Genomic DNA, 12957 nt, shown 5'->3' with positions numbered 1-12957 from the left:
AGCATTCATTCTCTCTCTTAATCTTTTACAATTCACGTAATATTTAGATGCTGTCTGTCTGATACAAGAATACGAAAGATCATCATAATCTCTCGTATCCTTTTTTGTTTTAAAATACGTTGTGAAAATCACCAGTAATTATTTAAAGCTGTGCTTTTTCAACTTGGAACGCCCACTCAAGCCATTGTGTCAAAATTTCAAGATCGGAAGCCTCAATTGTTATACCCGCCCAAATTCTAAGCCCAGGAGGAGCATCGCGATACGAACCGATATCATAAGCAACCCCTTCCTCATCAAGACGTTTCACAACCGCTTTTATAAAAGATACTCGCTTTTCCGTATCCAAAGCAGTAATCACTGGATCCACAATATCTAAACAAATAGCGGTGTTAGAACGCACTTCAGGATCTTTTGCCAAATATTCTAACCATGGCGTTTTGCGAACAAAAGCATCAAGTACAGAAAAGTTTTTCTCAACCCGTGCTCTTAATGCCGCTGCACCTCCTAGAGACTTTGCCCACTTCAACCCATCAAGAAAATCCTCAACACAAAGCATAGAAGGTGTATTGATTATCTTTCCTTTAAAAATATCTTCGTTCAATTTTCCATTTTTTGTCATATAGAAAAGTTGAGGCATAGGCCAAGCTGGAACATGATTCTCAAGCCTCTCAACAGCACGAGGACTTAAAATCACCATACCATGTGCAGCCTCACCTCCCAAAACTTTCTGCCATGAAAAAGTAACAACATCTAATTTTGAAAAATCAAGATATTGCGCAAAAGCTGCCGATGTTGCATCACAAATGGTCAATCCAGCCCGTTTATGCGGAATGAAATCCGCATTAGGAATACGCACACCAGAAGTTGTCCCATTCCATGTAAAAACAACATCCCGATCAAAGTCAAGTTGTGTTAAATCTGGTATTTCACCATAAGGAGCTTCAAAACGACGCACATCAGAAAGCTTTAATTGCTCGACAACATCTTTATTCCACCCAAATCCAAAACTTTCCCACGCCGCCATATCAATGCCACGCTCACCTAATAGAGACCATAGAGCAGCCTCAACAGCACCGGTATCTGAACCGGGCATAATTCCTATACGATGATCAGAAGGAACCTCAAGAATCTCACGGGTTAAATTAACAACTTCAGCAAGTTTTAATTCTGCTTCTCTAGATCTATGTGAACGCCCAACTACTGCATTTTTAAGAACATCAAGAGTCCAACCAGGCCGTTTACTACAAGGGCCTGAAGAAAAATTAGTATTATTGGGACGACTACTTGGTTTTTGTAACATTATCATTATTTCTCCCCTTTTAGATGTTTTTTTCTTTATAAAGAAAAACAAATTATTATAAAGACTAATCAACAATCTTTTTAGAAAAAGTCAAAAATGTTGTCTATTATTTCGTATGCTTAAAATTCACGGAAACTTTATAAAAAAATCTTTCTTAATCATGCTTCTCGATTGATTCTTTTAATTTTTTTCGTATCACCACCACGATAAGACAGCATTCTGATAACAATACACTAAAGTGTCCAATATACCTATCAAATTTATTTTATGATAAAGATTCATTGATAACGCTCTAGAATAGGGAGATAAACTTATTAAAAAATCAATTATTTTTCTTTTGATGACTGGACAGAGAAAATTTTAATGTTATAACCGCAAACGCTTTATGTTTTTTATGAAGCATGCCCAGATAGCTCAGTTGGTAGAGCAGCGGACTGAAAATCCGCGTGTCCGTGGTTCGAATCCGCGTCTGGGCACCACTTTTTGTTTTTAACATATTGAAATATATAGATTTTTTCTTTAAATAGCTATTTTCAGACCACCTTTTAGACCACCTTCTACAGTTTATATAATTTTACCTAATTTGTTCTTATTTGCTCCTTATTTTTCTTTGGAGTGAAGTCTAAGATCTCTTTTTTTCTCCATCTCACTGCTCTCCCTAGCTTATATGGCTCCGGAAACAACCCCTGAAGCACCCAATTGCGAATCGTTGTTGTGGATACACTAAAAAGCTGTGCACACTCACGTGTCGTTACATATCTATCTCCATCATCAAATATCATCTCATTACCTTTCTCTTTTTTATATTAATTAAATGGGTGGGAGTGCTGGAAGGCATGTGAAGCACTCCAACTTTTAAAAATTTGCAAGTTTATTTTTTAGATGTGCTTAATTTCATATTTCCAATCAGGAAATTGAGTAAGAGCTAATGCGAGTTGTCCTCTATGACACATGCATACATTGGCTTCAAAACAGGTGATTGCAACGCGCTTTTTGTTTAAAAACATTTGATATAATTTGTTTATTGCACAAGAATTATTCTTGAGAGTTGTATTTTGATAATCTTCAAAAAGGCGGTCATAATCTTTTTGTGTTTTCAAATTTCTTCGTTTTTCAGAAGCAATTCCAAGTTCAGGCATATGCATATATTCAATATCAATATTGCTCACAGCTTTCTCTAATTGTCTTTTCGAAAATCCGTGTTTTCTACTTATTGGATTTTTACGAACATCACATAAAGTTTTGATATTGTTTTCTATGAGACAACTAAGATAATTCTCAAGGGACTTACCTTCATAGCCAATGGTAAAAAAACAAAATTCCTCATCTTTAGCAGGCTGTATGATAATATGTTTGGTGTTACACACGTTTAATTTCCTTGGTAAATGGGTGGGGGTGCTGGGAGGAGAGAGCACCCCCATAACGTCAAGCGGCTTTTGTCAAAATCTTTTGCATCTCTTGTTCTATTTCTGCTAAAAAAGCTTCGACCGCTTGATTAATCTGTTCAATGTGTTCTTCATCACGGTGAATGCGTTTGATTTTCATGCGTAAGTATGTTGATTGCCTCGTAAAACGTGGGTCATAACTGATAAAATCACACCATTTTCGTCCCGTACAAGCCATTTGGAATTGTATTTGCGCGCTATATTCAGGCTTTATAGTGTCATCTATAAAGAAGCGTAAATGGTTTGGTGATTGTGGACATTTGACTTCAACTAAACCGTCATCACCAACAAACCCATCAGGACTAGCACCAGCCATTTTGATTGTGGGGTGTTGTATGAAACCACACTCTATGATCTCTGTATCATAAATAAATGCATATTCTTTCAAGGCATCTTCTTCATGTTCAATGCCCCATTGCATAGCCGGCGTTGGATAAGATTGGCTTACTTCACCAGTTAAACGTTCTGTTATAAGTTTGATTTTGTAGTCTTCATATTTGTTTGTCGGCATTCCCTTTGCTGTTTTACTCAGTAGGTTGTAAACGTTTGAAGCGGTGACTTTTCCCAAGCGGGCCTGAAACCATTGTGCTGTTCTTTGTTCCATTTCACACCGCCGTTTGTTGTTGAGTTGGTGCATATTCAATATCTTGTATAGGTGCATCTAATTGCTCTTGTTGTGCTTTATTCATTTGCTTTCGCTGCTTTTTTTTCAAAGCAAACAAAGCGGTTTGTGCTTGTTTAAAAGACATATCTTTTAGATTTTTTACTCCTATGAAAGAGAGAAGCCTACTTTCTTCAGATTGTGTTTTTTTAATTAATTCTTTGATTTCATTCATCTGTTCAGAAGAGATACCCGCAAGAAGTGTTATTCCATCTGTATCGTCTTCTTTTCTTGCAACATTAAGAAGCATGCCTAAGAGATATCTACGTGCGTAGCTTATAGTAGAACCAACCGCTTGTGTGTTATTTTTGCTTCCCGTAGCATCAATGGGAAATGTTCCTTGTGTTGATATTTCATTGCCCGATATATGCTTTAAAGTCATTTCTACAGTTATGTCATTTGAACTCTGGTCTTTGATACGAGAGAACAAGGCAAAGTGATGTTTTGCAAGAGGTTCTTTAATAGCATCAATATATTTATCAAGCGTTGTATAGAGGCTTTTAGTATGTGTATTAATGGCATTTTGTTCGATATTTTTATATTCCACTTGTATAGCAGAAAGATCACGGACAAAGTTTTGACACTCTTGTCGTTCTATCTCCTTTTCTCGCAATTCAAGAAGACGCTTGAGACGATCCATATCGACATCATTTTCTAAAGCTCTTTCTAAAATAAGCTCCATAGCTGTAGGTTTGATTTCACAATCGTTCGTTTTTTCCACTAATTCCATTTGTGTGGTACTTAGTTCACTCATCTTGATTTCCTCCTATTTGAGCGCAATTCACCCGTGGCGTGAATCACGCATGTGTTAAAAGTTGGTTTGGTTGTTAGAGTTTGGATTTTATAGGCTGCATTATGTCTTCAGAAATTATGGTATCTACATAAGGCTCGTCTTTATACCCAGAGATAGTGATACAAAGTTCACCTAGATTGTGAGTATTTCTCACAACTAACTGTGCACACAAGGTAGGTTTAATTCCATATTTATACATGATTTATTTTTTCTCGTTTGTTGTGATACGGCTTTCTCCGCAGATCTCTGAATCTCCGTAAATTTTTGCGTCGCCATAAACTCTTGCATTGGGATAAACAATTGCATTTCCGTAAATCTGTGCGTTTTCAAAAATGCGACCACCACCATATACTCGGGCGTTATTATAAATTTTTGCATTGTCATAAATTTTTGAACCCCAAGTAACACAAGCATTATCATAGACCCAGCAATTGCCATCATGAGAGAGATTGCTTTCATTTTCTATAAAGCCCCCAAGGTCCCCAGCCTTAACATCATCAAAATCTCTTAAAGCACGAATGCGGTACAATGTATGGCAACTTACAATATCGGTGGTTTCATTAGTCAATTCGTATTTTTTCACCATGCTTTTTCTCCAGTGGACATGACGTTATCGCCATCAATATCCGCATCACGATAAATTTTTGCGTCGCCATAAATACGTGCATTACCGGAAACTGTTGCCATTCCATAAACTTCGGCAAAACCGTAAACATGTGCATTATGTTTAATTCGTGCACTACCATAAACTTCAGCATCATCATAAACTTGAGCATTATCGTAAACGCAAGCACAAGATAAGACGAATGCATTACCACCTACCCAGCAATTACCATGATGCGATAGGTTGTTTTCATGTTCTATAAAGCCGCCTAAATTACCTTTTTTAATAACTCCAAAGTCTCTTAAAGCGCGGATACGGTGAAGAGTTACCCCTTTAAACTCAGCTTTCTCATCAGTAAGTTCGTACTTCTTTTTTATCATAATAACCTCCTCTTAATGCATGGTTTGTCTTTTAAGCTCTTGAGACAGCACACCAATTCCTTTTGCTGTGATTTTTGCGCAAGGAATGACTTTTTCTATTCCACTTGCGGTTTGAAGTGTGATGGTTGGACAATCCATAAGTTTCTTTTGGATTTTGTCTTGATAAGGAAGCAAATTTCCACCTGCTGCTCGTCTGTAAACCCAACCTTTTTTCTGTAAGAAGAGAATGAACTGTTTTGGTTGCATCTCGAGTATTTTAGCGGCTTCTGTAAGACCGAAGAGTCCATTATGGCGCTGTAAGCTTTCAAGAGCCATTGCCTTTGGTTTTAAATTTGCAATAATGTTATCTTTTTGTTCATTTTCATTTTTGAGATACGTTAAAACACCAAGCATAACTTGAGGGCTTGAGTAGTCGATTTGTGGTATTACTGCTTGCTTTTCCAATTCTTGCCAACGGTCTATAATCCTAGCACGTAATGTCATGCTGTAACCGGAAACTAAGATAAGGCATTCACGCTTAGGGAGGTTGTAACAGTTCTGGGGCTTACCCTGTTTATCTAAATAGGTGGATCCAAATTTGGATTGACCCCCTTCAGGATATAATTCTCCTAACATTTGTCGAATATCACGCATAATATGCGCATGTTGCTTACCGCATAACTCTGCAATTTCACGACTAGACATGGTTGGAACAGTTGTGTTTTGAAAATTGTTTTCAGGTATTGTAATAAAGTTTCGCATCATCACCCCCTTAATTAAGAAAAACATAAGTTTTGGTATAATATTCTGCCATAGTTTCTATGGCGCTCTGCTTTAGCGATTTTCTTTGCTGCGTGAATTTTGAAGTAATGATTATCAGTTTTATCTGTTTCTATTTCAGATTTTGGACAAATCTTCTGTCTGTTCCATTCTTGTTTTGTAAAAACAAAATCCACGCCTTCTTTTAGATCAAGCTTTTCAACACAATCATTAAACCAAGTGAAAAAATCTTGTTTCAAATGTAAGTACCTATGCATTACATGGGCATTGACCATTTGGACATAACCGATTTTGTTGTCTACCTCGTTTTCAGGCGTGAGATATCCTTCACTATGAATATGAGTATCATGTGTGGTCATAAGTTTACTCTAATCAATTATTGATGGGAAAAAGGGGGCGCTTTTAAAAGCGCCCTTCAGAATTTAAAGCACATCACAAGGACGCAAACGGTGTTGTTGTTCGTAAGTACCGTAAATCTCATCATTATATTTTTCGTCTGCGATCTCGTCTAAAAGTTCTTGGTAAGCATCACTTTCGCGTACAAAGTCATGAACCTCACTATCCTCATGGAGATGTTCGATATTTTCTTTTACATATACTTCTGCAATTTCTTCAGAGATATCTTCACAATTATTCTCAGAAGGATTGATGCGAAAGATTTGGATTGCATCATCTGCCTCGTCAATAATTTTTAGAACTTGGCTTTCATCCAGTGGTCCCGACCGACCAATGTTTTGATCATCATCATAGACAACTAATAAAATTTCATCAGAATTTATAAGAATTGGATTTTCCATAATTTCTCCTCCCTAACGCCTCTTGGCGATTGTTTGTGCGTGGTTTATATAATTACTTATATAACTATAATTATAAAATAGCAAGCAAAAAATTATAAAAAGTTATATTTTTATAAAAAATATTATAATATCTTGCTGAATAAGAGGGGAGGATAATTAGCGATAAGTCCGAATCATCTTGCTGTAAGAACTTATTGGCAAAATAGCAAATATCTCTCCAACCCACACAATTTTAACATTCTTAATAGGTAAGGCATTCCAAGAAAGCAGATCTATTTCACCATTCATTCCCCTGCTAATCTGCTTTATATATCTTTTATTATCATGTGTTAAAATAACGGCTTCTTTGCCAAAAAAGGATTCTATTGTTTTAATTTGGCGCCGTCTTACGATAACCATATCTCCATCTTTATAGGCTGGTATCATAGAATCTCCTTTAACTTCAAAAGCAACCATATCATCAGGTAAAACAAAAGGAATTTCTACTTGTTCAAGACCATCTTCAGGGATTTGTTCAAAACTTGGATCTATCTGTGTTCCTGCTCCAATATACCCCATAAGAGGAACAAAAGTTATTAAGTGATTGTCCCCTTTTAGTTCTTTATATAATTCTAAAATGGCATCTCGATTAGAGCCGCGTGGATCAGAATCTTTTAACCACTTAGACACTGAAGCTTGTGTTACGTTTAGCCGTTTGGCTACATCTTCTTGCGTTAAGTTAAATTCGGTCAAAATCTTTTTTAATGTGCTTATGATATTAGATTTATTACTCATACTTCTGCTTACCTTATTTTTTTATCATTGATAAAGATAAATTTCATTGACTTTATATAACTATAATTATATGAATAAAATAAGGCAGAGCTGTAATTGGAGCTTGTAAATGGATCAACGAGAAGATTTTAAGAATTTGACTAAGTCAATACGGGGCAAATTTAATTGGACTCAATCAGAAATGGCGAAAATGCTTGGTGTAACTCAAGCAGCTGTTTGCAAGTGGGAAAAAAGAGGATCTATCTCCGTAATAAATTATCTCAAGCTGCAAAAGTTGAAGGATAGTTCTAGCTCTAGTTCTGCTTTTATTGCTGCTCCTACAGATAGTAATGAACATCAACAGCAGCCTTCACATTCTTAAAGAAGAAAGATCAGAGATGATAGATGTCCCACAGATCACTATAAGTAAAGTCCAGTTGATCGACCTTGTTAATAAGATTGGACAGAAAGACATATATTATGGTGTCCGTTCGCCTCAAGATGCATGTCTTGAAACAAGCATGAAGCCCCCATCAACAGGTTTTATTGTTTGTATGCTACATAGTATCTTTGCGCGTGATGATAGAAATTATTTTCCGTTATTGCCGTACGATGATTTTAATCAATGGTTTTCATCTGTGTTTACGCAAGCTTTTACTGCTTGGTTTGATAATCATTTTTCTCAAGAGTTATCATCTTTTTATCGCTTAAGTAAGCTACTTTTGTTTACAGCTTTAGTCGAAAGTAATCTTGGCTTCTTAAGGGATGACCTCATCAAAAAAAGAGAAGAAGAAATCAAATTAATAAATGATGCGTGTAGTGTGCGTCTGAATTGAGTTAATCCACTTTTTTAAAGTCTATGAGGCTGGTTTGTGTTGTTACAGTCATTTTTGTTTCTGGTTGCAGTGGGGATGTATGGGTAATGATTAAAGTAACTTGGTCTTTTATATCTTCTTCACGTGCTGCTACAAAAATAAGGATTTTTGAAGGTTTGCCTTCTGAGGGAGCTACAGAAATATTAACATCGATTTCTGGTCCCGTTCGAAAATTCTTTGCTTTATCACAGAAGCCAGGGAATACTCGCGATTCTGCAACCGCGTCAGGATTAACATATGGTGATTGTATTTGCCAAGTTTTTTGCCTAGGTTTGTATATGATGCCATATCCAAGAATAAAGCGAGAACTATCTTTTAGCTTTATATTTAAAATATGGACGACAGTTTGTGCATTATTTTCTACCTTTAAGAAAAGAAGCGTCCACTTGTCCTTTGTTGGAAGATGCGGTCCAGTTGCATATATGGAAAGTGGCGGTCCTAAATCCTGTACTCTTTTGTTATCTAACAAAATTTTAATATGTTCTTCTGACCATTTGGCAAGATCTTTTGTCGATATCGCTTGCTCTTTAAGGGCTATCGTTTGTTCCTGGCTTTCTGCAAATTGCTTGCTTATCCATTCTCTATCTTCTTCTCGTTTTTTTGCAGCTTTTTCTAAATCATCTTTCCGGATTTTGGCTGCTTCTTTACGGTCTTTGCATCTTAAAATAAGCGCTACTGAAAGTGATCCGATAAATGACAGGAAACCCGTAAGAAATATCTTTATCCATTCTTGCATCTTTCCCCTCCCCACTTTTTTAGAATCGTTGGGAGGATACTTTTTCATAAACATTTTTTCAAGACAGGCAATCACAACACGCTCTGTCATAACACACATATAAATACGTAGAGCCTTAAGGGGGGGATTATGATCACTCATTTATATTTAATAAAAGAAGGGGGCGCGCATGTCTAATGCAATGCCATGGATAAGATTCCATTTGTATGACTGGATAAGTGGTACAGATGGAATGACGTTAGAGCAAAGGGGCGCTTATATGACGCTTCTCGTTCGCATGTACGATAAAAAAGCACCAATTAAAGAAGATTTTGAAACGCTTGCACGTGTTTGCAATTGTTCACAAAAAAAGTTTGCGACTATTGTCGAATATCTCATGAGAAATAATAAACTTGTTGAGACAGATAATGGATTGTGGAATACGCGCGTTGAAGAAGAACTCAATAACCTCAGTGAAGAGCTAGATAATTTTACCTTTAATAATAATGAAGAAAAGGAGGTAAAATATGTCAACTAAATTGGCTTGGACGAGACTTAATACAGACCAGTGGCTATTTAAACTCTCTGATTTACCACCTATGGAAGTCAATGTTTATGTGAAGTTGCGGATAAGAATGTTACACACGCGTGAGCCTCTTTTGAATGATGCACGAATATTATCTCATTTTACTTGTTGTTCAGTAAAAAGATTTGAAAAGGCATTAAATTATTTATTTAGATCTGGACACATCATTTGTTTAGAAGATGGACGCTTGTGGAGTTTAGATGTTGAAGAAGAACTCAATAACTCAAATGAAAATTTAAATAAGTTTTCAGAGAGAGCAAAGAAAGCAGCGCAGGCAAAATGGGCAAAACATCATAAAGCAAAAACAATGAGTGATGATCAAGATGCTAAAAATGCTAAGCATGATGCTAACGGTATGCTTAAGGATGCTAAGCATGATGCTTGTGGGGATTTTAGCAATGCACAAGAAATGCTTAATGATGCCATTAACAATAACAATAACATATATAATAAAAAAACTAAAACTATCGTTTTAGCAAAAAAAGAAATTGGTTCTGAAAGTTTAGCAACAATCGATTTGGTTGACGAACCAACAGAGGTTGCTGCTGTTGAAGCCACATCAGAGCAAATCACAACCTCATCAGACAACCAACCTCCCATTCACGAGCAAGAGAACGTTCCCAAAAAAGCAAAACGAGCGCAAGCTAATCGCGGTTGTCGATTGCCAGAGGATTTCAAACCTAATTTGCAATACGCAATCGATCAAGGATTAACCCATGATGAGGCGCTGTTAGAAACCGAACGGTTCACAAATTACTGGATAGCAAACCCAGGTAAAAATGCAAACAAACGAGATTGGCAAAGGACTTGGTACAATTGGGTCACAAGCCCTATCGGAACGCTAGCAAAGAAAAAAGCAAGATTAGAACAGGAAAAACGGTTAGGTGGTTATCATGGAAAATTCACTCAGAAAACTTTCACAGAACAGCTTGCAGAAGGCTTCAACGAACTCAGAGATCATCTCTCATCTGGAGAAGATTATGGAAATGATCAGTCCGGGGTATCCATTGACGCTGAAAGCTGGGAATACATTGACGAAACAGGAGGAAGAGCAAACCTTAGATGCTTGCAATCTTCTACAAGCGTTGCTCTCTGTGAAAGCTTCAGTTAAGCAAATTGAGCAAGCTTCTTTCCTACTCTCAAGCATGAGAGTCCCTGCGAACACAGATTCCAAAGCCGTTGTTCTATCCTATAGCATGATGCTGGAACGGATTTCAGCATATGCTTTGAAAAAAGGCGTCGAAGATATCGTAACTGGTCAAGCAATTGGGATATCAAAAACATTTATGCCAACTTGTGGAGAGCTTTTAACTTATTGCCAGACACTAGAAAATACCCTTCTTTCAAAAGCCGAAACTGTACGTAGAGCAATTGAAAACACATGTGAGAAAACACTCAAAGAAAAAACAGCGAAAGAGCATTTTAGACCACTAACGCTTGTTCACAAGCAAGAGCTTGAAGAAACTTTAAATGGCATTGGTGGGATAATGAAACGCTTTGGTCCACAGCAAACTAGTGAAAAGTGCTGATCGTTTTACGATTAGACATGCATTTAAATCGACAAAAAAGCACCTTACAAAGCGATTTAAAGATTTTATGATAGAATCAACATCTGCAATATAAAACGCTCTGTATGATCAAATTTGAGGCAAATAGACCAATTGGTAAAATTAGGATTAAAGCATGTTCATTTTTAAACATTTATTCTTAACAATCCGTAAACAACCCATGCAAAAAGAGTTTGTTGCAACAGCTGTTGGTTATGTTCCTTGGGGGGACGGAGCAGAGGAGTATTTTTACAACCTCTACGAATATGAAGACGGTACAAGAGAGTGTGAAAAGTTTGATGGCGGCCAGTATTATACCACACCAGAAAATGCGGATTTTAGTACCAAAGCGCAAGTGAAAGCATGGGTTTACGGTGGTGCTATTCCGAAAAGCGTTCTCAATTACGAACCTCTTATAGACGAGATCAATAAAGAGATCAAAAAATTATCAGAAGCTTCTGAAAAAACAATGATTAGATGCTAACTCATATCAGGAACAACTTGACAAATTTTTAAAAGCCATTAGGTTACGAAGCAGGCTTAAAACACCTGTAACCAATCGGTTCAATAGTATCCCGAAAGATCTGTTGCCCATCATAAGAAATTTTGTCCAGGGTCTTCACATGTATGTCCAAGGGTAACCTAAAGATGTGAAGGACTGAATTGGTTCGGTTGTTTTAGCCCTGGATACTTAAACTTTTAAAACAAAGGAACCAATATTATGAACACTCTTATTAAAATATCAGAAAAAATTATTGAACAAGAAATTGTGCAAACGGTCAATGCGCGTGAGTTACACGCATTCATGGAAATAGGAAAACGTTTCGCTACTTGGATTACGGATCGTATTAATCAATATACATTTGAAGAAGGTAAAGACTTCATAAAAACACAAGATTTGCGGTTCCCAAAATTGGGAAGCGCAAAATCTAGAGCTGTTACAGCAATAGAATATCATCTCACTCTAGACATGGCAAAAGAGCTCTCAATGGTTGAACGCAATGAGAAAGGACGTCAAGCACGTCGTTACTTTATTGAGTGTGAGAAGAAACTGAGAAACCAATCTGTTGATTATGATCGTGATACCCGTTTTGATTTGCCAAGCTATTGGGAGGGAATGAACGCTGGTGAAAAAGTTTTGTATCTTCTTGGTCCAATTCATATGCGTCTTCTTGATGCTTTCAGAGTAGATGAAGAGAACAGAAAATACAAAGCCCTTATTAAAGAAGCAAAACAGGTTCTAGCAAGATCTGTCGTAAAAGCTGCTTAGATTTAAAAACATAACTCCCCATTTTAAAAGTGGGGAGGAAGTTAAGCCGCGTTTTTGATTGTAATAACGACTTGCTTGCCAAGAACACTCAGTGCTTGCTCTAGTGTTTGAAGCTTAGTTGGATAATTTGGATCAAGAATGCGTCTTGCTTCTGTTTCTTTTTTACCCAAACGATGTGCCAATTCTGTTTTTGTGATATTCGCTTCATTAAAGGCTTCTACCACTGCGAGCTTAAGAGCATTCCACGCATCTACCGTAACCTCTACAAGGTCTTTATACTGTTGTCGCATTGGTAAAGGCAAACCACGCATAGGATAGCTCCGTAATGCTAACCCTAAAGCTTCAACAGCATTCTCTAATGCCTCTGCTCTATTTTCTCCAGCTGTTATTGCTTCTGGTACATCTGGAAAGGTTACAATAAAACCACCATCTGGATCAGATTCCAGTTTTGCTTGATACGTGTATTCCATGT

At 36.9% G+C, this 12957-nt stretch carries 20 protein-coding genes and 1 tRNA gene; 8 read left to right on the top strand and 13 right to left on the bottom strand.

The features are described 5' to 3' along the window. Positions 1-142 precede the first annotated feature (142 nt). Complete coding sequence (locus tag PVV63_RS01665; protein WP_273790352.1) at positions 143-1306, bottom strand: phosphoserine transaminase; 1164 nt, start codon at positions 1304-1306, stop codon at positions 143-145. Between the two features lie 397 nt (positions 1307-1703). On the opposite strand from PVV63_RS01665, the gene PVV63_RS01660 reads away from it, so the two are divergent. Beyond that, positions 1704-1779: transfer RNA gene (locus PVV63_RS01660), tRNA-Phe, on the top strand. A gap of 99 nt (positions 1780-1878) precedes the next feature. On the opposite strand, the gene PVV63_RS01655 is transcribed toward PVV63_RS01660, so the two are convergent. The 10 genes from PVV63_RS01655 to PVV63_RS01610 all read right to left on the bottom strand — a co-directional run bounded on the left by PVV63_RS01655 (position 1879) and on the right by PVV63_RS01610 (position 7513). Beyond that, a complete protein-coding gene (locus PVV63_RS01655; RefSeq protein WP_273790351.1) occupies positions 1879-2082 on the bottom strand; it encodes an AlpA family transcriptional regulator in 204 nt (67 codons plus the stop codon). A 96-nt stretch (positions 2083-2178) separates the two neighbouring features. After that, the gene (locus tag PVV63_RS01650) at positions 2179-2667 is read right to left on the bottom strand and encodes a DUF488 family protein (protein ID WP_273790349.1); all 489 of its coding nucleotides are present in this window, start codon (positions 2665-2667) and stop codon (positions 2179-2181) included. A gap of 58 nt (positions 2668-2725) precedes the next feature. Next, positions 2726-3349, bottom strand: coding sequence for a lambda exonuclease family protein (locus PVV63_RS01645; RefSeq protein WP_273790348.1), 624 nt, complete (start codon positions 3347-3349; stop codon positions 2726-2728). Between the two features lies 1 nt (position 3350). Further along, positions 3351-4160: an ERF family protein gene (locus PVV63_RS01640; RefSeq protein WP_273790347.1), complete on the bottom strand. Its 810-nt coding sequence runs from the start codon at positions 4158-4160 to the stop codon at positions 3351-3353. 241 nt (positions 4161-4401) lie between these two features. Further along, positions 4402-4785, bottom strand: a complete 384-nt coding sequence (locus PVV63_RS01635; protein ID WP_273790346.1) for a hypothetical protein — start codon at positions 4783-4785, stop codon at positions 4402-4404. After that, complete coding sequence (locus PVV63_RS01630; RefSeq protein WP_273790345.1) at positions 4779-5183, bottom strand: hypothetical protein; 405 nt, start codon at positions 5181-5183, stop codon at positions 4779-4781. Before PVV63_RS01630 ends, PVV63_RS01635 begins: the two co-directional genes overlap by 7 nt. 12 nt (positions 5184-5195) lie before the next feature. Next, on the bottom strand, positions 5196-5924 hold the full coding sequence (locus tag PVV63_RS01625; protein ID WP_273790344.1) for a Rha family transcriptional regulator: 729 nt from the start codon (positions 5922-5924) through the stop codon (positions 5196-5198). Positions 5925-5938: 14 nt separating this feature from the next. Then, on the bottom strand, positions 5939-6301 hold the full coding sequence (locus PVV63_RS01620; protein WP_273790343.1) for an antA/AntB antirepressor family protein: 363 nt from the start codon (positions 6299-6301) through the stop codon (positions 5939-5941). Positions 6302-6364: 63 nt separating this feature from the next. Beyond that, positions 6365-6739, bottom strand: coding sequence for a hypothetical protein (locus PVV63_RS01615; RefSeq protein WP_273790342.1), 375 nt, complete (start codon positions 6737-6739; stop codon positions 6365-6367). Between the two features lie 156 nt (positions 6740-6895). Further along, entirely contained in the window at positions 6896-7513 is a 618-nt protein-coding gene (locus PVV63_RS01610; protein ID WP_273790341.1) for an XRE family transcriptional regulator, read from the bottom strand. Between the two features lie 109 nt (positions 7514-7622). Here PVV63_RS01610 and PVV63_RS01605 point away from each other — a divergent pair, with 109 nt between their 5' ends. After that, a complete protein-coding gene (locus tag PVV63_RS01605) occupies positions 7623-7874 on the top strand; it encodes a helix-turn-helix transcriptional regulator (RefSeq protein WP_273790340.1) in 252 nt (83 codons plus the stop codon). Positions 7875-7890: 16 nt separating this feature from the next. Then, positions 7891-8328: a hypothetical protein gene (locus PVV63_RS01600; protein ID WP_273790339.1), complete on the top strand. Its 438-nt coding sequence runs from the start codon at positions 7891-7893 to the stop codon at positions 8326-8328. Between the two features lies 1 nt (position 8329). Here the strand turns inward: PVV63_RS01600 and PVV63_RS01595 are convergent, their stop codons facing one another. Next, positions 8330-9202: a hypothetical protein gene (locus tag PVV63_RS01595; protein ID WP_273790338.1), complete on the bottom strand. Its 873-nt coding sequence runs from the start codon at positions 9200-9202 to the stop codon at positions 8330-8332. Between the two features lie 70 nt (positions 9203-9272). On the opposite strand from PVV63_RS01595, the gene PVV63_RS01590 reads away from it, so the two are divergent. The 5 genes from PVV63_RS01590 (at position 9273) to PVV63_RS01570 (ending at position 12485) form a co-directional block, all read left to right on the top strand. After that, positions 9273-9620 carry a YdaU family protein gene (locus tag PVV63_RS01590; protein ID WP_273790337.1) on the top strand — a complete coding sequence of 116 codons (348 nt, stop codon included), beginning with the start codon at positions 9273-9275 and terminating at the stop codon, positions 9618-9620. After that, a complete protein-coding gene (locus tag PVV63_RS01585; protein WP_273790336.1) occupies positions 9610-10779 on the top strand; it encodes a hypothetical protein in 1170 nt (389 codons plus the stop codon). Before PVV63_RS01590 ends, PVV63_RS01585 begins: the two co-directional genes overlap by 11 nt. Beyond that, positions 10763-11197: a hypothetical protein gene (locus PVV63_RS01580; protein WP_273790335.1), complete on the top strand. Its 435-nt coding sequence runs from the start codon at positions 10763-10765 to the stop codon at positions 11195-11197. The genes PVV63_RS01585 and PVV63_RS01580 overlap by 17 nt, the downstream gene beginning before the upstream one ends. A gap of 154 nt (positions 11198-11351) precedes the next feature. Beyond that, positions 11352-11699 carry a hypothetical protein gene (locus PVV63_RS01575; RefSeq protein ID WP_273790334.1) on the top strand — a complete coding sequence of 116 codons (348 nt, stop codon included), beginning with the start codon at positions 11352-11354 and terminating at the stop codon, positions 11697-11699. Between the two features lie 237 nt (positions 11700-11936). Beyond that, entirely contained in the window at positions 11937-12485 is a 549-nt protein-coding gene (locus tag PVV63_RS01570; protein ID WP_273790333.1) for an antA/AntB antirepressor family protein, read from the top strand. 41 nt (positions 12486-12526) lie between these two features. On the opposite strand, the gene PVV63_RS01565 is transcribed toward PVV63_RS01570, so the two are convergent. Then, entirely contained in the window at positions 12527-12955 is a 429-nt protein-coding gene (locus tag PVV63_RS01565; RefSeq protein WP_006589119.1) for a type II toxin-antitoxin system HicB family antitoxin, read from the bottom strand. Between the last annotated feature and the right edge of the window lie 2 nt (positions 12956-12957).

Origin of the sequence: Bartonella sp. CM31XJBT, assembly GCF_028618555.1 — a bacterium.
Lineage (GTDB): Bacteria > Pseudomonadota > Alphaproteobacteria > Rhizobiales > Rhizobiaceae > Bartonella.
The sequence above is the reverse complement of the archived record's forward strand: the minus strand, read 5'-3'. Positions and strand labels throughout refer to the sequence as shown.